Raw genomic sequence first — 24,112 nt, 5'->3', positions numbered from 1 at the left:
CATTGTCATTGCGCATATTCAGGTTGATATGGCGTATAAACACCGGTCAGGCTTTCCAGGAAGGCGACGATATCGTCAATATCGTTTTGCGGCAGATCGGTGCCAACCTGGTAACGCAGCATCAGTTTTACCGCGCCATCCAGCGTCGGTACGTCGCCCCGATGGAAATAAGGCGCTGTTAACGCGACGTTGCGTAAGCCTGGGACTTTTTGCCGTAATTTATCGCGAACCTCTTTGGTGACGTTCATACGACCAATATCCGCTGCGGTAATTTCGCCAAAATTAAAGTCTCGCTTTAATCCCAATGGTTCAAAAGAGCGTCCGCCTAAAATGATACCGCCGTGACAGGTTGCACATTTATTCTCTTTAAATAATTGATAACCGTGTTTCTGTTGCGCGGTCAGCGCATTTTCATCTCCACGTAGCCATTTATCAAAGGCGGAATCCGGCGTTATCAACGTTTTTTCGAATTCGGCGATCGCATCAGTAATATTTTCCCCGGTAAATCCTTGCGGATAAACCGCCTGGAAATCTTTTTTCAGGACAGGATCTTTATCAAGCTTGCTAATAATTTCATCCCAGGATTTAGAAGCCATTTCAATAGGATTTAACGGTGGTCCGCCTGCTTGCTCCTGCAGGGTTGCAGCACGACCATCCCAAAATTGTTCGATATTAAATACGGAGTTGAATACCGTCGGCGCATTTATTGGTCCTACCGCACCGCCAACGCCAATTGAGGTTTTTCTGCCATCGACACCGCCCGCATTTAACGCGTGACAATGCGCACAGGATATTGTGCTATCGCCGGATAAACGTTCATCATGATAAAGACGGAAACCTAAGTCGACTTTTTTCGCATCGACGGGAATATTGCGCGGAATAGGCTGAACGGGTTCATTCCGGTGCGCCGGGTCGGTATCGGCGCTGGCATAGTTGCGCTCACGCTGATCGGCTATCCAGTTCAGGATGTCAGTACGCTCTTTATCGCTGACGCCCCCCGCCCAGTGCAGCGCGACATAGCGGGTTGGCGGCATAGTCTGATGTTGCATAACCCATTCAATTTTATTCAGTTCGCTTTGCGGCACCGGCGTATCCGCAATCAGGGCGGCCCGTACCGCCTCCAGGTTAAACGATTTGTAGCCAAGCTGGATATCGTAATCCATTAGCTGCTTTGCCACCGGAAAAGAGGAATAAAAAGGTAATTCAGCGGAAGGCGTATGACAATAATCACATCCTTTCTCCCTGAAATAACCCAGTATTTTATTATTTTCACCCACAACCGAGGCCTGCACATCGCTTTTTTTACTGCGCTGTTTGTCGTAATACCATACATACCCGGACAAACCTAAATAACATAACAGCCCAACGGTGATAACCGTTGTCGCATAGAGGGTAATTTTTTTCATATCACTATCCTTATGGGGTATTGCGGCATGATTAATTAAATTTTATTTTTTTACTCATGAGGCCCGTCAATACTAAATACAAACCCATCATGGATATTGATTGGTATCAATAATTACAATTGGCTAAACCTATAGATATGATAACCCCCGACTATCGTAAGATTTATTTTGCGATGCCCGTCACAGGGTTTATTCAGCCGCAACAATGGATAAATCCTATTTTCCGTCATCAAAACGAACGATAGCCAACAATAATTGACTTAACGCAGCATAAAAACCATAGGGATCATGCTTAAGGCAATTATTTGTAAATTCCGGAAGCCATTCCAGTAATGACGACAATGTTTTCTGGCGTAATTTATTCATTCTCCGTTGTTGGAACGATTCACCCAATGAAAAATGTAAATGGCTGAGTAATTCCAGATAAATCGCCAGGTGGTCGGTCGGCTCTTTAAAATCGTCGTTGACCTCCATCCCGGCTTCAAGCAATAAATGTTTAATCATGCCGGGTTCCTGCTGTGGGTATTGCGAGGCGTAGGGCAAGGCCGATTTTTTATCCGTCATCAGGAACAATCCGCAAAAATCTGCGGCCAGCTCCAGCTGCGCATCCTGGCGCAGGCTAAGCGCGGCAATTTTTTGTTCGAGTAACGCCACCGACGCCGCCAGCGCAGGCTGACGCTTTAACAGCGCCAGCCAGTCCGCGATCTCCGCGGACTGTAATTGTATTAACCCTTCATCATCCACTTCCCGGAAAAAGAGTAACGCCAGCCATGCATATACGCAGGCGTACTGTTCCTGAGCAAGCGCTGGCTGCTTAATCATGCGGATTCCCCTGCGATGCGGGTACATATTCACACTGCGCGACCATCTCGACCGGACCGTTAAACGCCGTGACGTTATCCATAGGGCCGGTATATTTTTCAATTTCCACCAGCGTCGTATGCGCGCTGGTCGCCTGCGCGAGCTGTGATGTACCGATATCCAGCGTTAATACGTTAGGGTTGCCGTACTTACATAACGCGTTGAGATCGCCGCCTTTATCAGGATCGTACCAGGCGCCTTCATGAATTCGCGCCACGCCCGGCGCATAGCGATCGGAAACTACCGCTCCCGCCAGTACCTGCCCGCGTGCATTGAATACCCGCACGATGTCACCGTTGCGGATCCCGCGCGCGCTGGCATCCTGTGGGTTAATAAAGACCGGCTCCTTGCCGCCAACGGCATATTGCTGACGCAGCGTTTCCGACTCGCACAGTTGGGAATGCAGACGGAAATCAGGGTGGACGGACTGTAAGTGCAGCGGCCAGCGCTGCGATCCCGGCCCGCCATGCGAGCGTTCGATTTTTTCGAACCACATGGGATGGCCCTGACAATCGTCGTATTGCATGTCGGCGATCGTTTTGGAGTAAATCTCGATCAAACCGCTTGGCGTGCCCAACGGCTCCAGGTCCGGATCTTCACGGAAAGCCTGATGGCGCACAAACATCTGCGGATGATCAAACTCGATGTACTCCTGTTGATTCCAGAACACCTCGAAAGTCGGTAAGTGGATACCGCGACCTTTTCCCTGCTGGCTCCCTTCCTGCCAGATGCGTTTCAGCCAGCCCATTTCATCAAGACCTTCCGTGAATGCCGCTTCACGGTTAAAGCGTCGGCAGAGATCGCGGAAAATATCAAAGTCGTTACGCGCTTCAAACTGCGGCGACACCACCTGTTTCATGGCGATAATGCCGCGGTTAGAGTGGTTGCCGAACTGATCGAGGTCGTTACGCTCAAATTGGGTGGTAGCCGGCAAAACGATATCCGCAAAGCGGCAGGTCGACGTCCACTGGTTATCAATAGCGATGACCGTTTCCAGCTTGCGCCAGCCTTCAATTATGCGGTTAATTTGTTGGTGTCGGTGGAACGGGTTGGTCCCGGCGAACACGCACATCTTCAGCGGCGGTAATTTAACCGATTTCCCGTTCCAGTTAATGATCTTGCCCGGTTCAAGAATGGCATCCATAAAACGCGCAATAGGAATGGTGCTGCTGTAGCCTTTGTAATCCGTGCTGTCGTGCACTGGCGGAACGGTCGTCGAACCGGAAAAGCCGCTTAAAATGATCCCTTTACGACCAGGCGTCCCGGCGCCGTTATAGTGCCAGCCAAAACCAAAGCCGCCGCCCGGTAAACCAATCTGTCCCAGCATTGCCGCCAGCACGACGACCATCCATGACCACTGTTCGCCATGCTGCATACGTTGTACGCACCAGCCAGCGATGATTTGCGTTCTGTCGCCCGCCATCTGCCGCGCCAACGCGCGGATGGTGTCGGCGTCAATACCGCACAGTTTTTCCGCCCAGGCGGCATCTTTGGGCTGTCCATCTTTCTCGCCCAGCAAATAGGGGAGGAACTGGTCAAAACCGACGCAGTAGTTATCGAGGAAATTTTTATCGTACAGTTTCTCGCTGTACAGGGTATGCGCCAGCGCCAGTTGTAACGGGACATCCGTCTGCGGGTTAATGGCGATATGTTTGACCTTATCGCGCCCCAGATAATCGTGCGTGGAGGTGACGACCGGGTCGATGCTGATGACCGAGATAGCGCCGCTGGCAACCTTCTCTTTTAATTGTTCATAGTACTGATAGACATCGTGATCCGGGCACCACCAGTTTGCCTGCTGGTTTTTCACCATATCAGAACCCCATAGCACAATCGTTTTACTGTTCTGTAAAACCAGAGGCCATGACGTTTGCTGCTCGTACACTTCCATTGAACCCACCACGCGAGGCAGAATCACCTGCGCCGCGCCGGTCGAATAGTCCCCTCCCGTGCTGACGCTATTGCCATGTAGCGCAATCGCGCGCGCCAGCATCCCGGAGGCGTTATGGAACATGCCGGTAGATTGCCAGCCGCTCGCCGTCAGTAACGCGCTCGGCCCGTAGGTTTTTTGCACCCGCTCCAGTTCCTGATAGAACAGATCCAGCGCTTCATCCCAGGAGACGCGCACAAAACGATTATCGCCGCGCTGCGAGGTGTCGCTTTGATGACCTTTGCGCATCCAGTCGACGCGCACCATCGGATAGCGAATACGCGCCGCGTTGTGGACGTGATCGGGCAGGCCGGCGATCATTTTGGACGGGTATTTATCCTGTTCAAACGGTTTTGCCGCCACAAATCGACCGTCAACCACCGTGGCGCGAATCGCCCCCCAGTGAGAGCCGGTAAGGATACCCTCTTTCGTCGCGGCGCCTGGCGCAACGGCATCCGCTGCGCGGGCGCTACGGGGCGTCAGCAGTGACGGCCCCAGCATTCCTGCCACCGTCAAACCGCCAAGCTGCGCCAGAAAACGTCGACGAGAGACGTGTAGCGTGTCCTTATTTTTCATTGTTTTCTCCCTTATCGCTGTGCGGCGTGTTGGTGGTATCAGACGCATTCATCTGGAGATATTTCAACAAGGTACGTTCTTCACGCTTATCCAGACTGGTGAAACCGATCATGCCGTTGAGCGTGCCGATCCAGCCGTTAGCGTCAAAGTGCGCTTTGTCCGGCGCGCCGTGACACTGATTACAGGTGCCGTTATAGAGGGAGTCGGCATAGGCCCAAATCGGTTTAATGTCATTTACCATGTCGCCTTTTTGCATCCACGCGGTTGCCTGTAATTTGCTCCACTGAGTATTAGTCGCCGCGACAGTGGTCTCTTCCAGCGTTTTCACATGCTGTTGCACATCGCCGCGAATCGAGGCGACAAAAATACGTTTACCGGGCAGCTGCGTCAGCACGCGCTGGCGACCGTCCGTCTCCGTCCAGCCTTCGATTTGCACTTGCAGCCAGTCACCGTCCCGTTTAAGGACTTTCACTTCAGAAGCAGGTAACAGCGAACCTGCCGGTTCTTTATCGCCTTTAGCGGCGTAAATCGGCTTGATATCCAGCGAATAGAGCGTATCGCCGTCATTATGCGTACTGGCGCTAGCGCGCAGTTCATCAAACTGTTTGCGGAAACCGCTGCTCATATCCGGTAGCTGGTGGGCAATCCCTTTATGGCAGTCGATGCAGGACTGATTTTCTTTCGCGGCGATTTTCATTTGCCGCGCCGCTTCCGGGTTCTGTTTCGCGTGATCCATCGCATCGTAGTTATGGCAGGAACGACAGGTCGCGGAGTTATTCTCTTTCATGCGCGCCCATTCACGCTCGGCAAGCTCGGCGCGTTTGGCTTCAAATTTTTCCGGGGTATCAATCGAGTGGGCGATAAATGTCTGGTAAAGATCGTTGCTGGCTTCCAGCTTACGTTTCACCATGCCTGGAATATCAGGGGGGATATGGCAATCGTGGCATTCCGCGCGTACGCCGGAAGCGTTCTGGAAATGTACGGACTGTTTATATTCCTGATACACCGGCTGCATACTATGGCAGCTGACGCAAAACTCTGTCGTACTGGTCAGTTTGATACCGACGTGAGGTAACACGATCAGCGCAACGCCGATCACAATCCCGACAATGACCAGCGCCAGTATCGACCAACGGGCGCTTGGCCTGAGTAGCGCTCTCCAGAGTTTTCGCATAATAGCCCCTGTAATTATATGGTTTAATGCGCAGATCTTATTCCGCAAATATGAACAGCGTCACTGGTCAGGATGAACGGGATACGGCAATATATGAACAGATATGAACAGAAAGAGACCGCGCGCAGGATGTCACATCACATTGTTATTGTTGAGGATGAACCTGTTACTCAGGCCAGATTACAGGCCTATTTTGAGCAGGAGGGGTATCGCGTTTCGGTGACCGACAGCGGCGCGGGCCTGCGTGACATCATGGAGCATGAGCACGTTTCGCTGATCCTGCTGGATATCAACCTCCCCGATGAAAACGGGTTGATGCTGACCAGGGCGCTACGCGAACGTTCCACGGTGGGCATTATTCTGGTGACGGGGCGTTGCGACCAAATCGACCGCATCGTCGGGCTGGAGATGGGCGCGGACGACTACGTCACCAAGCCGCTGGAACTGCGCGAGCTGGTAGTGCGGGTAAAAAATCTTTTGTGGCGTATCGATCTGGCCCGCCCCACGCCGCAAAATGCCAGTGAAAACTGCTATATGTTTTCCGGCTACTGCCTGAACGTGATGAATCACACGCTGGAGCACAACGGTGAAGCCATTAAGCTTACGCGCGCGGAGTACGAGCTGCTGCTGGCCTTTGTGACCAACCCAGGCAAAGTGCTGCATCGCGAACGTCTGCTGCGAATGCTTTCCGCCCGCCGCGTAGAGACTCCGGATCTCCGCACGATTGATGTCCTGGTTCGCCGCTTACGCCATAAAATTACGCCGGAGCTGCTGGTCACACAGCATGGCGAAGGCTACTTTTTAGCCTCGGAGGTGTATTGATACAAATAGACGGGCCGAAATCCCGGAGGCGATAGCGAACGACGAACGCGCGCGCTGTCGGCGTTGTTATGCGTCAAAATAAGCACCGGCGGGCTGATATTTTCAGGCACCGGTTGCCCCTGTAAGACCTTAATCGACTGCGTTATCGCTAATTCTCCCTGCCAGGCCATCTGATCGCTGAGCGCCATCAGGATATGGCCGCGTTTTAAACCGCGATAAACCTGATGCGTCAGATAAAATGAGACGATCGTGAGCGGAGTCGTCAAATTTCGCCCTTCGCCCATCGCCGCCTCCGCCGCTATCGCCGACCCGGCGACCACATTGGCGTCCGGATGACGCTCCAGCATTTCCTGGAGTAAGTTTCGCTGCACTTCAATGTCGTTATCGCCCCAGGCGATATCCACAATGTTGATGGCGCTGCCTTTAATTGCCTGACGAAAACCCGCCACCATCTCCTGACTGCCGCCAGCTTCCTCCGGCCCCGGGAAGAGTAAAACGTTAAGCGTTTTTCCTTTGCTCCACTGCACCAGGAAACGTCCCGGCAGATAACCCATCTGAAACCACGGCAGACCGACGTGAGTTGCCACGCTGGCGTCGCGTATCACGTTCGCCACTTCAATAACCGGCACATTACCGGCATACCGTTCCAGTTCCGGGAAACGAATGGTACTGCTGCCAAGCAGAATAGCGTCGGCGCCCCACTCCCGGCACTGCGTCATTTGCTGTTGTTGCGTCGCCAGTTGCCGATAGCCATTCGCTTCCAGCACTTTTAAATCAACGCCATACAATTTGGCCGCTTTTTGCATCCCGTAGTTGACGGACAACCAGTAAGAATCTTTCAGGCTGGGGTATAATGCGCACAGTTTCCAGGGTTTACTCGCATTGACTGACGTTTGCCGCCAGGGAATCGCCCGATCGGCGCGCGTCCAGTGTAGCAGTCCGGTTTCGGCTGACGCCGTTTCTACATTCGAGACGATGATTATCAAAAAAAAGAACGAAATAAGCGCGCGCATGATAGCCCCACCAGCAATAAGGTTTTATCCTAATGGTTTTTCCGGCGGCAACTCAACCCATTTCACCCGCGGCGCATAAATGTCAACGCCTTCACTGACCCGCAGATTATGGCTGGCCTTCGCCCTGATGGCGGCACTCACCCTGCTCAGCACCGTGATCGGCTGGATAAGCCTGCGCGTCATTAGTCAGGTGGAGCAAACCAATACGCAAGCGCTGCTCCCCACGATGAATATGGCCAGGCAGTTAAGCGAAGCCAGCGCTTACGAGCTCTTCTCCGCGCAAAATCTGACCAATGCCGACAGTGAGGGCGTTTGGCTGGCGCAGGGGAAGATGCTGAAAGCGCAAAGCCTTAAAATTAACCATCTTTTGCAGGCATTAAGCGAGCAGGGGTTTAATACCTCGGCCATCGCCCGGCAAGAAAAAGAGATTGCGCAAACGCTTGGGCAACAGGGAACGCTGGTCGGTGAAATTCTCACGCTGCGCGCACAGCAACAGCAGTTAAGCCGCCAGATTGCGGAGGCGGCGGAAAGCATTGCCGCCCAGGCTCACGGTCAGGCCAATAATGCAGCGACATCTGCGGGCGCCACCCAGGCCGGTATTTACGATCTTATCGAAAGCGGTAAAGGGGATCAGGCTGAACGCGCGCTTGACCGATTGATTGATATCGACCTTGAGTATGTGAATCAGATGAATGAGTTGCGGGTCAATGCCCTACGGTTTAAGCAGCTCATTGTGACCTTAAAAGACGCGCAAGGGCTGAGCGATGCCGAGGAAACCGATGAAAAACTTAATCAGTTGGTTAAAATTTTATCCCGCCGCCAGCAGCGTATAGAAGATCCTACCGTTCGCGCCCAAATCGCCGACGCGCTGGAGAAAATAAACCAGTACACCACGCTGGTTACCCTGTTTCGTAAGGAAAACGCCATCCGCGACCAGCTTCAAACGCTCATGGCCAATAACCTCTTCCAGTTTACCCGCTTCAGTACGGAAGTGTCGCAGTTGGTGAACGCCATCGAAAAACGAAACGAGGCTGGGTTAGCGCGTCTTACACACGCCAGTCAGCGTGGGCAAATAGGGTTAGTGATCTTAGGTATCCTGGCGCTGTGCTCATTAAGTTTTATTCTTTGGCGAGTGGTTTACCGTTCCGTATCCCGCCCGCTGGCGCAACAAACGCAGGCCTTACAGCGGTTACTGGAGGGCGATATTGACTCACCGTTTCCGGAGGCGGCTGGCGTCAGCGAACTGGATACCATCAGCCGTCTGATGGAAGCGTTTCGCGCCAACGTGCGCAAATTAAACCGCCATCGTGAGGATTTGGCGGAACAGGTGCGTTCGCAAACGGCGGAGCTTCATGCGCTGGTGCTGGAACACCGGCAGGCGCGCGCCGAAGCGGAAAAGGCCAACGAGGCGAAATCGACGTTCCTTGCCGCCATGAGCCATGAAATTCGCACGCCGCTTTACGGCATTCTCGGTACGGTACAATTGCTGGCCGATAAACCGCTCATGGCAAACTACCGCGACGACTTACAGGCCATTAATGATTCAGGCGAATCGCTACTGGCGATTCTTAACGATATTCTTGATTACTCGGCGATTGAAGTAGGCGGCACCAACGTTTCCATTAGCGAGGAACCGTTTGAACCGCGACAATTGTTGAATAGCGCGCTGCATTTAATGCACAGCCGCGTGCAGGTGGCGCTCATCGCCGACTTTAGCGAGCAACTCCCCTCCACGCTACAAGGCGATCCGCGCCGGATACGTCAAATTGTGATTAATCTTTTAAGTAATGCGGCGAAATTTACCGATCGCGGCAGCATAGTGCTGCGCACGTTTTGCGACGATCAGAGCTGGTTTATTGAGGTTGAAGATACCGGATGCGGTATCCCTGAAGCGAAGCTGACGGCTATTTTCAAACCGTTTGTGCAGGCGACAGGACGCCGGGGCGGGACGGGCCTGGGGCTGGCTATCAGCGCCAGCCTGGCAGAGGCGATGGGCGGGACGCTAACCGTCACCAGTACGCTTCATGTTGGCAGTTGTTTTCGTTTACAACTGCCGGTTCGCCACCCCAAACCCGCAAGCAAAAGTGCGTTCAGGAAACCAATAAATCTTAACGGATTACGCCTGTTGCTGATTGAAGATAATATGCTGACGCAGCGTATTACCGCTGAAATGCTCACGGGCAAAGGGGTGAAGGTCTCAGTAGCTGAAAGCGCGAATGACGCGCTACGCTGTTTAGCCGAAGGCGAGTCCTTTGATGTGGCGCTGGTGGATTTTGATTTGCCGGATTATGACGGCTTAACCCTGGCGCAGCAGTTGATGAGCCTGTATCCCGCCATGAAACGCATTGGTTTTAGCGCACATGTGATAGACGATAATCTTCGTCAGCGTACCGCCGGTCTTTTCTGCGGGATTATTCAAAAGCCCGTTCCCCGCGAAGAGCTTTACCGCATGATAGCGCACTATTTACAGGGCAAATCTCACAACGCGCGGGCGATGTTGAATGAACATCAGCTTGCCGGCGATATGGCGTCTGTCGGCCCGGAAAAACTCCGGCAATGGGTCGCCTTATTCAAAGACAGCGCGCTGCCTTTAGTCGAGGAGATCGAGGCGGCGCGCGCCATGAATGACGACGTTAACATTAAGCGGCTGGCGCATAAATTAAAAAGCGGCTGCGCCAGCCTGGGGATGACGCAGGCAACCGAAGCCTGTCGGGAGCTGGAATTGCAACCGCTTAGCGATATAGATATTAAAACTATCGTGACGCAGGGAGTGACGGCGCTCGACGCATGGATAGCCGATCATCCTTCGCCATGATGATTTCCGGCCCGCCACGGCCAACTTATCCGACGCGTTTCACATCGCCCACTAACAGGATGTAAGACAGCGCGCCCAGCAGGGCCACAACGGAGATATAGACCAGCGCCGGAGCAAAACCGTAGCTTTGCGCCAGATAACCAATCACTAACGGTACGCTAATCCCGCCCAACCCGCCGATAAAGTTAAACATACCGCCGGTAAGGCCAATCAACCGCATCGGCGCAAGCGAAGAGATTAACGACCAGGTAATGGACGCAAATCCGTTGCCGAAGAAAGCTATCGCCATCAATGCCATAATCCACAACGGATCGTTAGTGTAGTTAGCGCCCATAATGCATGTGGAGATGAGCAAACCGCAAATAATCGGCGTTTTGCGCGCCACGCCCAGCGAGAAGCCTTTTTTCACCAGTTTATCCGCCAGCCAGCCGGAGAGCAGTACGCCAAAAAAGGCAGCCAGGAACGGTACGGTCGTCATAAAGCCCGCTTTTAGCGCGGTAATGCCTTTTTCCTGGGTCAGATAATTAGGGAACCAGGTCAGAAAGAACCATAGCGTAGAGTTTACGGCGAACTGACCGAGGTAGACGCCCACCAGCTTACGATGGAACACCAGTTTCCAGTCGGCTTTCGTCAACGGCTGGCGGGCCTCTTTTTTCGCTGGCGCATCGCCATCCACCAGACCGCCGCCATCGCGAATATACTCCAGCTCCGCCTGGCTAAGGCTTTTCGTCAAACGCGGCGGTTGATAAACCTTAAACCAGACCAATGACCAGATAATCCCGATACCGCCGGTGACGATAAAGACCCAGTGCCAGCTCAGCATTTCCTGAATCCAGATCAGCAGCGGCGTAAGGAATGCCAGTCCGACGAACTGTCCGGAGGTGTAGAACCCGACTGCGGATGCGCGCTCATGCTCCGGAAACCAGCTAGTGACCATCCGGTTATTTGCCGGAAAGGCTGGTGCCTCGAAAATCCCGGTAATAGCGCGCAGGCCGATAAGCGACAATAGTCCCGTCGCAAACCCCTGCAATAGCGTCGCGACTGACCAGCCGAAGATAGCGATAAAATAGGTCAGCCGGGACCCAATACGGTCGAGAAACCAGCCGCCAGGGATCTGGCATAACGTATAGAGCCAGGCAAAAGCGGAGAAGACATAGCCCATTTCCGCTTTGGTAATGCCGAATTCTTTTTGAATATGCATGGAAGCCACGGCAAGGTTGGCGCGATCGACGTAGCAAATCACCACGGTAATAAAGATCATCACCAGCGTCAGATAGCGGCGACGCCCCGGCTGTGCTGCTGTAACTGAAATATCCATCGTCATCTGTCTCCAGATTCTGGGCATAGCGAGGCCGCTCACCATGCCCTGTAAATTACAGAGGGTGTGTTTTTATATTTAAATTGGGTTGCCCGGAGGGCGACGTTTGTTGAGCCTACAGCGTGGCGATCACCACTCGGCTACCGATCCGTCAGCGTGCCGCCACAACGGATTACGCCAATCCGGCGCGCTTTTGCTAAGTTCAATCACCCTGGCCTCGTCAATGTCTACGCCAAGACCCGGTTTGGTTAAGGGTTTAAAGAAGCCGCCGTCCATGCTGAAGTCTTCTTTGTTTTTCACAAAGTCGAGCAGCTCCGCGCCCTTGTTATAGTGAATGCCCATGCTCTGCTCCTGGAATACCGCGTTGCGCGAAACAAAATCGATATGCAGGCAGGCAGCCAGGGCAATTGGACCCAGCGGGCAATGCGGCGCCAGCGCCACATCATATGCTTCCGCCATTCCGGCGATTTTATAGCATTCGGTAATGCCGCCCGCGTGGGATAAATCCGGCTGTAGAATCGCCAACCCGCCCGCGTCCAGCACGCGTTTAAATTCAAAACGCGAGAACATACGTTCGCCTGCGGCAATCGGAATATGCGTTTGCGCTGCCAGGCGCGGATAATATTCCGCCTGTTCCGCCAGCACCGGCTCTTCAATAAACAGCGGACGATAGGGTTCCAGTTCTTTAATCAGCACCTTCGCCATCGGCGCGCTAACGCGACCGTGGAAATCGAGCCCAAACTCAATTTCACTGCCGAAAGCTTCGCGGATTTGCGCCACGGTATTGACCGCCGCATCCACCGCACGGGAGTTATCAATCACGCCCATCTCTTCACAGCCGTTCAGCTTGAAGGTGTCAAAACCAATACCGCGCAATTTTTCAATACCGTCAATGACGTCTGCCGGACGATCGCCGCCCACCCAGCTATAGGCCTTGATTTTGTCGCGCACCAGGCCGCCCATGAGCTGCCAGACCGGCGCATTCAACACCTTGCCTTTGATATCCCACAATGCCTGGTCAATACCGGCGATGGCGCTCATCATAATCGGGCCGCCGCGATAAAAACCGGCCCGGTACATTACCTGCCACAGGTCGTTGATACGCGCCGGATCTTTCCCTATCAGGTAGTCGGCAAACTCATGTACTGCCGCCTCAACAGTACGTGCCCGACCTTCAATGACCGGCTCTCCCCAGCCAACCACGCCTTCATCCGTTTCGATTTTCAGGAACATCCAACGTGGAGGTAAACGGTACGTGGTGATGTGAGTTATTTTCATTTCACTGCCTCTCGATACGCATTAACAAATGCCGCAGCCTGCTGCGCGGTGCGTTCAACGGATTGCCCGGCGCGATAGAGATCGCTACCCAGTCCCGCGCCCACACAGCCTGCTTTAATCCATTGCGCCAGGTTTTCCGGCGTCACGCCGCCGACGGCAAATAGCGGAACATCCGGCGGAAGTACCGCTTTCAGCGCGCTGATGTAGCCCGGACCAAACGCCGACGACGGGAAAATTTTTAACGCCTGTGCGCCTGCATCCAGCGCAGAAAAGGCTTCCGTTGCCGTGGCGCAGCCCGGACACACGGTCATGCCATAGCTCACCGCCCGGCGGATCACCTCCGGTTGGATATTCGGCGTGACGATCAGCTTGCAGCCCATCCCGGCAAGCTGGTCTACCTGTTCCGGTTTCAGTACGGTACCAGCGCCAATAAGCGCCCTGCCGCCATACGCCTTCACCACGGAAGAAATGCTTTTTTCCCACTGTGGGGAGTTAAGCGGAATTTCTATAGCGTCAAATCCCGCATCCACCACCGCGCCAACGTGCGCCAGGGCATCATCGGGCGTAATACCGCGTAAGATAGCGATGAGAGGGAGATTAGTTTGCCACTGCATGAGCGATGCTCCTTATTCCAGCCTGAAATGCCATATCGCCATCCACGGTTGAAACATCACGCCCAATAGCACTAAACGCCTGTTGGTAACGTGAGATCAGCGCGGGTCCAGCGACGAGAGTGATAGCCTGTTGCGCCGCGAAGGATTCGCTCATGCTGGCGACTTCCGCGCCAATCAACAGGCCGGAGAGGAAGTCGCTGACCTGCTCACGCGCAAGATGCCCCAACACGTGCGAGGCGCGAACCTCAAAAAGAGAAGGCAGGACGGCAGGAGAATTAAGACCGCGCTCCAGCCCCGCGGCATAGGCGTCGCCAGAAGCTTCCTGTTCCGGCAAACCAGCCCCGACCAGCGAGTGACGCAGCAACAAGTGATGGAGTTCGCCTGTCATCACAGTACGAAAATCATGAATTTGTTGCGTATCAGTCTATACCCATTTGCAATGCGTGCCGGGCATGACATAGACAGAAGAAGGAGAAAGTTCGCGGGCGCCAAGCAGTTGCGTCTCTTCGCCGCGCATCACGTTGTGGTTATCCTCGCGTGAGACACACAATCCGGGGATGATCCAGATGTTGTCGCCAACGGCGGTTAACTGTTCGCCAATAGCGGAGAACAGGGCGGGAACCGGCAGATAAGGCGCATTTTGCCAGCCTACGTTACTGCCGATCATGCCCGCCATTACCACGGGGGTGGCGCTGTCGCGCCAGTGTGTTGTGACTTCTGCTAACACCGCGTCAGGAGATTTACCGTTCAGGCGTGTAACGCCTGCTTCTGATTGCCTGCTCTCCAGGCATTTGTCGCCCTGGTAAAGCCAGGCGCGCAGATTGGTCGATCCCCAGTCAATTGCGATGTAGCGAGCTGTCATGTGATTTCCTTTAACCTTCGTGTCGAGCTGGCGATCATGGTTAATGCCGCCTGCTCTGCCGCATCGCCATCCTGATGCCGTATCGCATCGAATAGCGCCTTATGTTCCTGGAGCGTTTTCGGCATATTGGCCGCATCGCCCATCCAGGTCCGTTCAAATACCGCTCGCTGTAGCGAGCTGATCGCTACATTTAACTGTTGCAGTACCGGGTTATGCACCGACTGCAACACTGCTTCGTGATAGCGAATATCCGCCTCGTTAAACGCTTCCCGGTCCTGGTTGTTGGCAATCATGTCGTTTAGCGCCGACTCAATTTCAGCCAGATCGCTTGATGTTGCCCGTTCCGCCGCCCAGCGTGCTATTGCTGGCTCCACCAGGTTTCGTATTTCGCTCATCGCGCTGATAAGCCTCGGGTCGTAGTCGTTTTCCAGCACCCATTGCAGCACGTCGGTATCGAGATAATTCCACTGGTTACGCGGTGCGATAAACGCGCCGCGATAGCGCTTCATTTCAATTAGCCGCTTCGCCATAAGCGAACGAAACACTTCGCGAATGATGTTGCGAGACGTTTCAAACTCCTCGCACAGATCCGCTTCCGCTGGCAGCGCCGAACCGGGTACGTATTTACCGCTGACAATCTGTTTGCCCAGCGTGATAACGATGCGATCGGTTTTATTGAGAGTCATAGAGAGTCCTTGTGCTCGATGTGAACTCTCTTACTTTACCGCGATAGCTGAATTACGCCGCAATTTTGTAGTACTAGCGTGATATCAACCGTCGTTACCATGCCATCAATGTAGTACAACACAATTATGTTGTACTACAATTTAGATCACAAAAACGACAATTGGTTATGGGGACGTTATAAGACGTAAACGAAAGATATAAAAAAACCGCAGCAAGTGCGGGTCGTTAAGCGCGTATTTGCCCGATGGCGACTATGCCTTATCGGGCGGGGAAATGGCCGGATGAGTGATCGGGGTTCAGCACAAATTTTTCAATCGCCCAGGCAACACCATCTTCAAGGTTCGATTTAGTCACAAAGTTAGCCACCTCTTTGACCGACGGAATGGCGTTGTCCATTGCCACGCCCATACCGGCGTATTCGATCATCGCAATGTCGTTTTCCTGATCGCCAATCGCCATCACCTCCTCTGGCTTAATACCCAGCGCCTCGGCCAGTGATTTTACGCCGGTGCCTTTATTAACCCGTTTATCGAGGATTTCAAGGAAGTACGGCGCGCTTTTCAGCACGGTGTACTTTTCCTTCACCTCTGCCGGTATACGCGCAATCGCCCGGTCGAGAACGGCAGGCTCATCGATCATCATAACTTTCAGGAACTGAGTGTTCGGGTCCATCTTCTCCGCTTCACAAAATACCAGCGGAATGGTCGCCACATACGACTCATGCACCGTGTAGTAGCTGATATCGCGGTTAGCGGTATAAAGCGTATTTCGGTCTAATGCGTGGAAGTGAGAACCCACCTCACGGGACAGTTTTTCCAGGTAACGGTAGTCATCATAGCTGAGCGCCGTTTGCGCAACCGTACTGCCGTCCCCTGCTTTCTGCACCAGCGCCCCGTTATAGGTGATGCAATAATCGCCGGGCTGTTCCATGTGAAGTTCTTTCAGGTAACTGTGCACACCCGCATACGGACGGCCTGTGGTCAGCACCACGTTTACCCCTTTTTCACGCGCAGCGGCAATCGCGTTTTTAACCGCCGGAGAAATGGTGTGATCGGGCAGCAGAAGGGTGCCATCCATGTCGATAGCAATAAGTTTAATAGCCATGAAATCCCCGCATTAAATGAGTCCTGACTCATGCTAACGCGATTCCGCTCAAAAAACAGCAAAAGAGTCAGGGATAAAGGGGGATAAACTCTGGAAAAAGGATTCCTCTTTTGTCCGACATGATGAAGAGTTTAACGGTCTTTACAATGGTTGCTTCTATTGTGCATTGACCGATTTATCAGGCAATAACATACAGAAAAATAAAGGAGGTTATTGGGAAACTCACCGTCTATAGAAGAAAAAGAGACTGAGTGTCCCGTTAAACCATTTGAGGAATGAATAATTTGATGACAATTACCGTTAGTACTCTCTGAAAAAAATAAAAATAACACAGCTTTCGATTAAACGGCACACCGGTAAGAAAGCGCAGATAGAAAAAATAGCAATAAAATTAGCGGCGTGGTAATAATAACGAATATGACATGTAAGGAATACATTCATGAAAATAATTAAAATAATATCAGCCATTGCCATGAGTTATTTTTTAAGCGGCTGTATGACGTCATCTTTACTCGATACTATAAAAACGGAAAGCGCACCCACGACAGAAGTCTGGAAAACAGATGAAATAAAAAGTATCAAACCATCAACGACCACAAACGGAGAGGAAACGTGGACATTTGTTGGTGAAGACAATAATTATCAACTTGATATAAAAGATGATAATATCAACACAACAACCAGAAATTTCGTCACTTTACTGAATAATCCTCATATCGATAAAAGAATTATCGAATTTTCCAAACAGCTTTACTGTTCTACCGATAGTAAAAAAGGGAACAAACAAAATGAGTTTCATTGCGTCCGCCCTTCAGATATCAGCTACAGCTATAAGTCTTTGACGGAAGAAGAAAAATCAAAAGTCAGAGAGGCATTTTATGTACATGAAAACGATCCTGGCAGTCCTTTTTATTTTACGTTAGCAGGAAAAATCCAACCCAAAGATGCCGATAATGAAAATGAAATATTACTAAAATCTTCCCATAAAATAAATTTCACACGTGATAAGAAGCATTTCTCGGCTAAGGTTTTATTAATGCCATTCTCTATTATTGGCGATGTTGTCACTGCGCCCTTCCAGGCAATTGGCTATATTATTATCATGAATTCTTTACCGGCGATGCGCTACTAATAATAAAGAATGCCTGAATGTATTCAGGCATTCTATGTCAGCCTTACCTTGTCGGATGGCGGAGTAAATACTCTATCCAACCAACAAAGTATCTTTAATGCTAAACAATGGAAAATACATCAAGGATATATTATGAACAAATTATTAGAAATATTAATTTTAACGATACTTGTAGTGGCTATAATTCTTGGTATTGGATACGTCATTATATTGCACTCACTACCCCCGATGCGTTACTAAACCTCAGACTGCTGACAAACCTCCCAGGCGCTGTTAAATGTTGGGTTTCGCTCCCCCTAACCTACAGACTAAACCTCCCCCTTATATAAGGGAGAGGTTACGCGGGAATATTAAATATCGATATTCGCCGCTTTCAGGGCGTTCTCTTCGATAAAGGCACGACGCGGCTCAACGGCATCACCCATCAGCGTAGTGAACAGCTGGTCGGCAGCAATCGCATCTTTGACGGTCACGCGCAGCATACGGCGGCTTTCCGGGTCCATGGTGGTTTCCCACAGCTGATCCGGGTTCATTTCACCCAGACCTTTATAACGCTGGATAGCCAGACCGCGACGTGATTCTTTCACCAGCCACTCCAGCGCCTGCTCGAAGCTGGTTACCGGCTGGCGACGCTCGCCGCGTTCGATAAACGCGTCCTCTTCAATCAGACCGCGCAGCTTCTCGCCCAGCGTGCAGATACGACGATATTCCGCGCCGGTCACAAACTCGTGATCCAACGGATAATCGGTATCCACGCCATGCGTACGCACGCGAACGATCGGCTCGAACAGATTCTGTTCCGTATTAGTATGAACATCGAACTTCCACTGACTGCCGTGCTGCTCTTTCTCGTTCAGCTCGGTAATCAGCGCATTCACCCAGCGCGTTACAGTCTGCTCATCAGAAAGATCGGCTTCGGTCAGAGTTGGCTGATACACCAGCTCTTTGAGCAGCGCTTTCGGGAAGCGACGCTCCATACGACCAATCATTTTCTGCGTGGCGTTATATTCAGAGACCAGTTTTTCTAACGCTTCGCCGGATAGCGCCGGCGCATGAGCGTTCGCGTGCAGAGTCGCACCATCAAGCGCGATGGAAATCTGGTACTGATCCATCGCTTCGTCGTCTTTAATGTACTGTTCCTGCTTGCCTTTCTTGACTTTGTACAGCGGCGGCTGGGCAATGTAGACGTGGCCGCGTTCAACGATTTCCGGCATCTGACGATAGAAGAAGGTCAACAGCAGCGTACGGATGTGCGAGCCGTCGACGTCCGCATCGGTCATGATGATGATGCTGTGATAGCGCAGCTTGTCCGGGTTGTACTCGTCGCGACCGATACCGCAGCCCAGCGCGGTAATCAGCGTCGCCACTTCCTGAGAGGAGAGCATCTTGTCGAAGCGCGCTTTCTCGACGTTGAGGATTTTACCCTTCAGCGGCAGAATCGCCTGGTTCTTGCGGTTACGCCCCTGCTTCGCAGAGCCGCCCGCGGAGTCCCCTTCCACCAGGTACAGTTCGGACAGCGCCGGGTCGCGTTCCTGACAATCCGCCAGTTTGCCCGGCAGACCGGCTAAATCGAGCGCGCCTTTACGACGGGTCATTTCACGGGCGCGACGCGCCGCTTCACGCGCACGCGCGGCGTCGATAATTTTGCCGACGACGATTTTCGCGTCAGATGGGTTTTCCAGCAGGTATTCGCTCAGCAGTTCGTTCATCTGCTGTTCTACCGCCGATTTCACCTCGGAAGAGACCAGCTTATCTTTGGTCTGTGAGGAGAATTTCGGGTCCGGTACTTTTACGGAAACCACCGCAATCAGACCTTCACGGGCATCATCGCCGGTAGCGCTGACTTTAGCTTTTTTGCTGTAACCTTCTTTGTCCATATAGGCGTTCAGCGTACGGGTCATCGCCGCACGGAAGCCTGCCAGGTGGGTACCGCCGTCGCGCTGCGGAATGTTGTTGGTAAAGCAGTAGATGTTTTCCTGGAAACCGTCGTTCCACTGCAGCGCTACTTCCACGCCGATACCGTCTTTTTCGGTGGAGAAGTAGAAGATATTCGGGTGGATCGGCGTTTTATTCTTGTTCAGATATTCAACAAACGCCTTGATGCCGCCTTCGTAGTGGAAATGATCTTCTTTGCCATCGCGCTTGTCGCGCAGGCGGATGGAGACGCCTGAGTTCAGGAATGACAGTTCACGCAGGCGTTTCGCCAGGATCTCATATTCAAATTCAGTGACGTTGGTGAAGGTTTCGTGGCTCGGCCAGAAACGTACCATCGTGCCGGTTTTATCGGTATCGCCAGTGACGGCCAGGGGTGCCTGCGGCACGCCGTGCTCGTAGATCTGACGGTGAATTTTGCCATCTCGCTGGATAACCAGTTCCAGTTTTTGCGACAGAGCGTTGACTACCGAGACGCCCACGCCGTGCAGACCGCCGGAGACTTTATAGGAGTTATCGTCAAATTTACCGCCCGCGTGCAGAACGGTCATGATCACTTCCGCCGCCGAGACGCCTTCTTCCGGGTGAATCCCGGTAGGAATGCCACGGCCATCATCCGTTACGGACACGGAGTTATCGGCGTGAATAGTCACGACGATATCTTTACAGTGACCTGCGAGCGCTTCGTCGATAGCGTTATCTACCACCTCGAATACCATGTGGTGCAGACCGGTGCCGTCATCCGTGTCGCCGATATACATACCCGGGCGCTTACGCACCGCATCCAGCCCTTTCAGGACTTTGATACTGGAGGAGTCATAAGAATTCGACATCAACGTTTCTCGCTCATTTAATCTTGGGTTAATCCGTTATTTTACCCTTTTCCACGGTAAACATCTTCGAATTTTCATCCGACATGTCTATAACGTGTTCAGCGCTAATTGCGCTGACAAAGACCTGCGATTGCGTGGCTTTTAAGCGGCTGGCCAGCAGTCCGCGACGCGCATCGTCAAGTTCAGAGGCAAAATCATCTATCAGGTACAGGCAGCGCCGCCCGCTTTCGCGGGTGAGGAACTCGCCCTGCGCCAGACGTAAGGCGCACATCAATAACTTTAGCTGCCCGCGCGACAGGGTATCTTCCACCGGCGCGCCGTCGGCGCGAATGCGAAAGTCCGCTTTATGCGGCCCGTGCGCGGTGTAGGTCAACATACGGTCACGCTCAAAGCTTCGCTCCAGCACGTCCGCATAGTCTGTCTCTTTCTCCCAGCCGCGCTGGAAAGAGAACGTCAGGGAAAATTCAGGTAAAAACTGCTGACAGGTATCCGCCATGTCCTGTGCGATAGCGCTACTGTACTCCGCCCGCCAGGTACTAATTTGTTCCGCCAGCGGAATCAGCTCTTTATCCCACGGGCGCAATTGCTCATAACGACTCACCTGGCGCAGCGCGGCATTACGCTGTTTCAGCAATCGTTTCAGGTTGCTCCAGGCGGTGAAGAATCCGGCTTCGTTGTGAAAGCATCCCCAGTCAAGGAACGCTCTTCTGTATTTGGGGCCGCCGTTGAGTAAAGTAAACCCCTCCGGCGTAATCAACTGCATCGGCATTAAATGCGCCAGCTCCGCGATCTTGTGACCGTCGGTACCGTCGATACGGACTTTGCTGTCGCCCTGCTTATCTTTGGTTAAGCCAATCGACGTCTCACGCTCTTCGCCCTGCAGGCGCCCGTGAAGAACAAACGCTTCCTGCTCATGACGAATCACGCGGCCAGGCTGCAAACTGCGAAACGCCCGACCGTGGCCAAGCGTATAAATAGCTTCCAGCACGCTGGTTTTGCCGCTACCGTTGGCGCCAACCAGGAAATTAAAGCCGGGGGATAAAGCGAGATCCGCATTTTCTATGTTGCGGAAGTCTTTGATTAAAAGGCGCGTCAGTGACATATATTAGTACATTCGTCCAGGGGCGTGTGTGTCGCAGCCAGTTCGTCTACCGCCAGCGCGCAGAAAGCGGAGCGTACACGAAGTACGTGAGCATTTCGAGCACTGCCGGGAGGCGAAATGGCAAGTAAACCAGCCCCTTTTCAGATTCTACAGCCTCATTGGCATAACAACGTAGGCAGCACTCTGTGACGCCGCATCCTCAATCTGTACGCTGGATACGGAATCCGTCAGCATAATGCGCACGGTTTCGCACTTCAGCGCATTGAGCACGTCCAGCACGTAACTGACGTTAAAGCCGATTTCCATCTCCGTCCCGCCGTAGCTCACGTCCAGAATCTCTTCCGCTTCTTCCTGCTCCGGGTTATTGGCGGTGATTTTGAGCTGATTCTCACTGACGTACAGACGCACGCCGCGGAATTTCTCATTCGAGAGGATTGCCGCGCGGGCAAACGCCTGCTTGAGGATATCGCAGCCCGCTTCCAGATGTTTATCCGGATTCTTCGGCAGAACGCGACGGTAATCCGGGAAGCGACCATCCACCAGCTTCGAGGTAAAGATAAAGTCGCCGACGTGCGCGCGGATATTATTACTGCCGATCTGCACGCGCAGCGGGTTTTCGCCGCCGTCGAGCATACGCATCAGTTCAATCACGCCTTTACGCGGCACAATCACCGAGTGGCTGGGTAAAGACGCTTCCAGCGGCATTGAGCACACCGCCAGGCGGTGGCCGTCGGTCGCGACAGTGCGCAGTTCGCTACCTTCCGTTTCAAACAGCATACCGTTTAAGTAGTAGCGCACATCCTGATGAGCCATCGAAAACTGGGTCGCTTCAATCAGGCGCTTCATCGTGGCCTGCGGCAGCGTAAATTCAACTTCGCTTTGCCAGTCGTCAAGATTCGGGAAATCGGCGGCAGGCAGCGTAGACAGCGAGAAGCGGCTACGGCCAGAACGCACCAGCATCCGATCGCCTTCCAACTGAACGGCAATCTCCGCGCCCTCCGGCAGGCCGCGGCAGATATCAAAGAATTTCCGCGCCGGCACGGTAGTGGCGCCCGGCTCATGCGGCTGAGAAAGCGTAACGCGCGCGACCATCTCCATTTCAAGATCGGTGCCGGTCAGAGAAAGCGTACCGTCCGCTACCTGGAGGAGCAGGTTACCGAGAATCGGCAGCGTAGGACGACCGCCCAGCGGGCCGCTGACCTGCTGAAGCGGTTTTAATAAATGTTCACGTTCAACGGTAAATTTCATAGGATCACGACGACAATGTTCTGATTAAATTCGAAAAATCTTCTTTGATATCGTGGCTTTCTTCACGCAGTTGCTCAATTTTACGACAGGCATGAAGTACGGTAGTGTGGTCGCGCCCGCCAAACGCATCGCCGATTTCCGGCAGACTGTGGTTGGTGAGCTCTTTTGCCAGCGCCATAGCCATCTGGCGCGGACGTGCTACCGAGCGAGATCGACGCTTAGAAAGCAGATCCGCAATTTTGATTTTGTAATACTCGGCCACCGTCTTCTGAATATTGTCGATGGTGACCAGTTTTTCCTGCAACGCCAGTAAATCGCGCAGCGCTTCGCGCACAAAGTCGATAGTAATCGCCCGGCCGGTAAAGTTGGCATTGGCGATCACCCGGTTCAGCGCGCCTTCCAGTTCACGTACGTTAGAGCGTAGACGCTTGGCGATAAAGAACGCTACTTCGCCTGGCAGACGAATATCATTTTCGTCCGCTTTTTTCATCAGGATCGCCACGCGGGTTTCCAGCTCTGGCGGTTCGATCGCCACTGTCAGCCCCCAACCAAAGCGGGACTTGAGACGATCCTCAACGCCGTTGATCTCTTTCGGATAGCGATCCGACGTCAAAATGATCTGCTGATTGCCTTCCAGCAGAGCGTTAAAGGTATGGAAAAACTCTTCCTGGGATCGTTCTTTATTGGCGAAGAATTGAATATCGTCGATCAGCAATGCGTCAACGGAGCGGTAGTAGCGTTTAAACTCTTCGATGGCGTTATTTTGCAGGGCTTTTACCATGTCCTGCACAAAGCGCTCGGAGTGCATATACACGACTTTCGCGTTGGGTTTGCGCGCCATAATGCCGTTACCCACCGCGTGCAGCAGGTGAGTTTTACCCAGACCGGTGCCGCCATAGAGGAATAACGGGTTATAAGCGCCGCCAGGATTATCCGCCACCTGACGTGCCGCCGCGCGCGCCAGTTGGTTGGATTTACCTTCGACGAAGTTATCAAATGTATGTTTAACATTGACGTTGGAGCGGTAGGTCGGCTCCGCCGGCGCTGGTACGTTATCCCAGCCCGAACGGGCCGCAGGCGCTACGCGCTGCGGCTGCGCCGTCGTTGTCTGCGCAGGCGCGACAACGTTATGCACAGGCGTTTTTAGCGTTTGCGTAACGGGCTTTGTTCCCACTTCAAAACGCAGTTGTGGGGCATCCGCGCCGCAGAATGTGTTGAGTAATCCATTGATATTGTTGAGGTACTTATCTCTTACCCAATCGAGCACAAAACGGTTTGGCGCATACAAAGCCAGCGTGTTATCGCTCAGTTCCGCCTGCAACGGGCGTATCCACATACTGAATTCTGTGGCTGGTAACTCATCCTGCAATCGGGCAAGACACTGCTGCCAAAGCGAAAGTGACAC

Annotated in this window: 17 protein-coding genes and 1 pseudogene; 3 read left to right on the top strand and 15 right to left on the bottom strand. The window is 52.9% G+C overall.

Annotated elements, in window-relative coordinates; translation table 11 throughout:
* Nucleotides 1-5: 5 nt before the first annotated feature.
* The 4 genes from ACFK9X_RS00090 to torC form a co-directional block, all read right to left on the bottom strand.
* Nucleotides 6-1,406, bottom strand: a complete 1,401-nt coding sequence (locus tag ACFK9X_RS00090; protein ID WP_000724476.1) for a cytochrome-c peroxidase — start codon at nt 1,404-1,406, stop codon at nt 6-8.
* 216 nt (nt 1,407-1,622) lie between these two features.
* On the bottom strand, nt 1,623-2,228 hold the full coding sequence (gene torD / locus ACFK9X_RS00085; RefSeq protein WP_038806778.1) for a molecular chaperone TorD: 606 nt from the start codon (nt 2,226-2,228) through the stop codon (nt 1,623-1,625).
* Nucleotides 2,221-4,773, bottom strand: a complete 2,553-nt coding sequence (gene torA, locus ACFK9X_RS00080) for a trimethylamine-N-oxide reductase TorA (protein WP_023209025.1) — start codon at nt 4,771-4,773, stop codon at nt 2,221-2,223. Before torA ends, torD begins: the two co-directional genes overlap by 8 nt.
* Nucleotides 4,763-5,947 (bottom strand): pentaheme c-type cytochrome TorC, encoded by a 1,185-nt coding sequence (torC, locus tag ACFK9X_RS00075; RefSeq protein ID WP_001230255.1) that lies wholly within the window; start codon nt 5,945-5,947, stop codon nt 4,763-4,765. Before torC ends, torA begins: the two co-directional genes overlap by 11 nt.
* Nucleotides 5,948-6,076: 129 nt before the next feature.
* Between torC and torR the strand changes: the two genes are divergently transcribed.
* The gene (torR, locus tag ACFK9X_RS00070) at nt 6,077-6,769 is read left to right on the top strand and encodes a two-component system response regulator TorR (RefSeq protein WP_001562512.1); all 693 of its coding nucleotides are present in this window, start codon (nt 6,077-6,079) and stop codon (nt 6,767-6,769) included.
* On the opposite strand, the gene torT is transcribed toward torR, so the two are convergent.
* On the bottom strand, nt 6,742-7,782 hold the full coding sequence (gene torT, locus ACFK9X_RS00065; protein WP_001202049.1) for a TMAO reductase system periplasmic protein TorT: 1,041 nt from the start codon (nt 7,780-7,782) through the stop codon (nt 6,742-6,744). The genes torR and torT overlap by 28 nt on opposite strands.
* Before the next feature lie 79 nt (nt 7,783-7,861).
* Between torT and torS the strand changes: the two genes are divergently transcribed.
* Nucleotides 7,862-10,597, top strand: a complete 2,736-nt coding sequence (gene torS, locus ACFK9X_RS00060) for a TMAO reductase system sensor histidine kinase/response regulator TorS (RefSeq protein WP_151115164.1) — start codon at nt 7,862-7,864, stop codon at nt 10,595-10,597.
* A gap of 25 nt (nt 10,598-10,622) precedes the next feature.
* Here the strand turns inward: torS and ACFK9X_RS00055 are convergent, their stop codons facing one another.
* The 6 genes and pseudogenes from ACFK9X_RS00055 to yidA all read right to left on the bottom strand — a co-directional run bounded on the left by ACFK9X_RS00055 (nt 10,623) and on the right by yidA (nt 16,460).
* A complete protein-coding gene (locus ACFK9X_RS00055) occupies nt 10,623-11,960 on the bottom strand; it encodes an MFS transporter (RefSeq protein WP_000253524.1) in 1,338 nt (445 codons plus the stop codon).
* A gap of 84 nt (nt 11,961-12,044) precedes the next feature.
* The gene (gene dgoD, locus ACFK9X_RS00050) at nt 12,045-13,193 is read right to left on the bottom strand and encodes a galactonate dehydratase (RefSeq protein ID WP_000704735.1); all 1,149 of its coding nucleotides are present in this window, start codon (nt 13,191-13,193) and stop codon (nt 12,045-12,047) included.
* The gene (locus ACFK9X_RS00045) at nt 13,190-13,807 is read right to left on the bottom strand and encodes a 2-dehydro-3-deoxy-6-phosphogalactonate aldolase (RefSeq protein ID WP_001198742.1); all 618 of its coding nucleotides are present in this window, start codon (nt 13,805-13,807) and stop codon (nt 13,190-13,192) included. Before ACFK9X_RS00045 ends, dgoD begins: the two co-directional genes overlap by 4 nt.
* Nucleotides 13,791-14,669, bottom strand: a pseudogene (locus ACFK9X_RS00040) (2-dehydro-3-deoxygalactonokinase). Before ACFK9X_RS00040 ends, ACFK9X_RS00045 begins: the two are co-directional and overlap by 17 nt.
* Nucleotides 14,666-15,355, bottom strand: a complete 690-nt coding sequence (gene dgoR / locus ACFK9X_RS00035) for a D-galactonate utilization transcriptional regulator DgoR (RefSeq protein WP_000174317.1) — start codon at nt 15,353-15,355, stop codon at nt 14,666-14,668. The pseudogene ACFK9X_RS00040 and the gene dgoR overlap by 4 nt, the downstream one beginning before the upstream one ends.
* A gap of 259 nt (nt 15,356-15,614) precedes the next feature.
* Nucleotides 15,615-16,460: a sugar-phosphatase gene (gene yidA, locus ACFK9X_RS00030; protein ID WP_000985570.1), complete on the bottom strand. Its 846-nt coding sequence runs from the start codon at nt 16,458-16,460 to the stop codon at nt 15,615-15,617.
* 439 nt (nt 16,461-16,899) lie between these two features.
* On the opposite strand from yidA, the gene ACFK9X_RS00025 reads away from it, so the two are divergent.
* A complete protein-coding gene (locus ACFK9X_RS00025) occupies nt 16,900-17,592 on the top strand; it encodes a hypothetical protein (RefSeq protein ID WP_080194663.1) in 693 nt (230 codons plus the stop codon).
* A gap of 350 nt (nt 17,593-17,942) precedes the next feature.
* On the opposite strand, the gene gyrB is transcribed toward ACFK9X_RS00025, so the two are convergent.
* The 4 genes from gyrB to dnaA all read right to left on the bottom strand — a co-directional run bounded on the left by gyrB (nt 17,943) and on the right by dnaA (nt 24,112).
* Nucleotides 17,943-20,357: a DNA topoisomerase (ATP-hydrolyzing) subunit B gene (gene gyrB / locus ACFK9X_RS00020; RefSeq protein WP_000072047.1), complete on the bottom strand. Its 2,415-nt coding sequence runs from the start codon at nt 20,355-20,357 to the stop codon at nt 17,943-17,945.
* A 28-nt stretch (nt 20,358-20,385) separates the two neighbouring features.
* On the bottom strand, nt 20,386-21,459 hold the full coding sequence (gene recF / locus ACFK9X_RS00015) for a DNA replication/repair protein RecF (protein WP_000060081.1): 1,074 nt from the start codon (nt 21,457-21,459) through the stop codon (nt 20,386-20,388).
* 147 nt (nt 21,460-21,606) lie between these two features.
* On the bottom strand, nt 21,607-22,707 hold the full coding sequence (gene dnaN / locus ACFK9X_RS00010; protein ID WP_000673474.1) for a DNA polymerase III subunit beta: 1,101 nt from the start codon (nt 22,705-22,707) through the stop codon (nt 21,607-21,609).
* 4 nt (nt 22,708-22,711) lie between these two features.
* Nucleotides 22,712-24,112, bottom strand: a complete 1,401-nt coding sequence (dnaA, locus tag ACFK9X_RS00005; RefSeq protein ID WP_000059093.1) for a chromosomal replication initiator protein DnaA — start codon at nt 24,110-24,112, stop codon at nt 22,712-22,714.

This window comes from Salmonella sp. WC3 (assembly GCF_042932255.1).
GTDB classification, from domain to species: domain Bacteria; phylum Pseudomonadota; class Gammaproteobacteria; order Enterobacterales; family Enterobacteriaceae; genus Salmonella; species Salmonella enterica.
The sequence above is the reverse complement of the archived record's forward strand: the minus strand, read 5'-3'. Positions and strand labels throughout refer to the sequence as shown.

Excerpts from the sequence above, each read along its gene's own strand:
- dgoR (WP_000174317.1), bottom strand. The coding sequence starts at position 15,355 with ATGACTCTCAATAAAACCGATCGCATCGTTATCACGCTGGGCAAACAG.
- torR (WP_001562512.1), top strand. The coding sequence starts at position 6,077 with ATGTCACATCACATTGTTATTGTTGAGGATGAACCTGTTACTCAGGCC.
- dgoD (WP_000704735.1), bottom strand. The coding sequence starts at position 13,193 with ATGAAAATAACTCACATCACCACGTACCGTTTACCTCCACGTTGGATG.
- yidA (WP_000985570.1), bottom strand. The coding sequence starts at position 16,460 with ATGGCTATTAAACTTATTGCTATCGACATGGATGGCACCCTTCTGCTG.
- ACFK9X_RS00055 (WP_000253524.1), bottom strand. The coding sequence starts at position 11,960 with ATGGTGAGCGGCCTCGCTATGCCCAGAATCTGGAGACAGATGACGATG.
- ACFK9X_RS00045 (WP_001198742.1), bottom strand. The coding sequence starts at position 13,807 with ATGCAGTGGCAAACTAATCTCCCTCTCATCGCTATCTTACGCGGTATT.
- ACFK9X_RS00090 (WP_000724476.1), bottom strand. The coding sequence starts at position 1,406 with ATGAAAAAAATTACCCTCTATGCGACAACGGTTATCACCGTTGGGCTG.
- torT (WP_001202049.1), bottom strand. The coding sequence starts at position 7,782 with ATGCGCGCGCTTATTTCGTTCTTTTTTTTGATAATCATCGTCTCGAAT.
- dnaN (WP_000673474.1), bottom strand. The coding sequence starts at position 22,707 with ATGAAATTTACCGTTGAACGTGAACATTTATTAAAACCGCTTCAGCAG.
- torS (WP_151115164.1), top strand. The coding sequence starts at position 7,862 with ATGTCAACGCCTTCACTGACCCGCAGATTATGGCTGGCCTTCGCCCTG.
- torA (WP_023209025.1), bottom strand. The coding sequence starts at position 4,773 with ATGAAAAATAAGGACACGCTACACGTCTCTCGTCGACGTTTTCTGGCG.
- ACFK9X_RS00025 (WP_080194663.1), top strand. The coding sequence starts at position 16,900 with ATGAAAATAATTAAAATAATATCAGCCATTGCCATGAGTTATTTTTTA.
- recF (WP_000060081.1), bottom strand. The coding sequence starts at position 21,459 with ATGTCACTGACGCGCCTTTTAATCAAAGACTTCCGCAACATAGAAAAT.
- torD (WP_038806778.1), bottom strand. The coding sequence starts at position 2,228 with ATGATTAAGCAGCCAGCGCTTGCTCAGGAACAGTACGCCTGCGTATAT.
- torC (WP_001230255.1), bottom strand. The coding sequence starts at position 5,947 with ATGCGAAAACTCTGGAGAGCGCTACTCAGGCCAAGCGCCCGTTGGTCG.
- gyrB (WP_000072047.1), bottom strand. The coding sequence starts at position 20,357 with ATGTCGAATTCTTATGACTCCTCCAGTATCAAAGTCCTGAAAGGGCTG.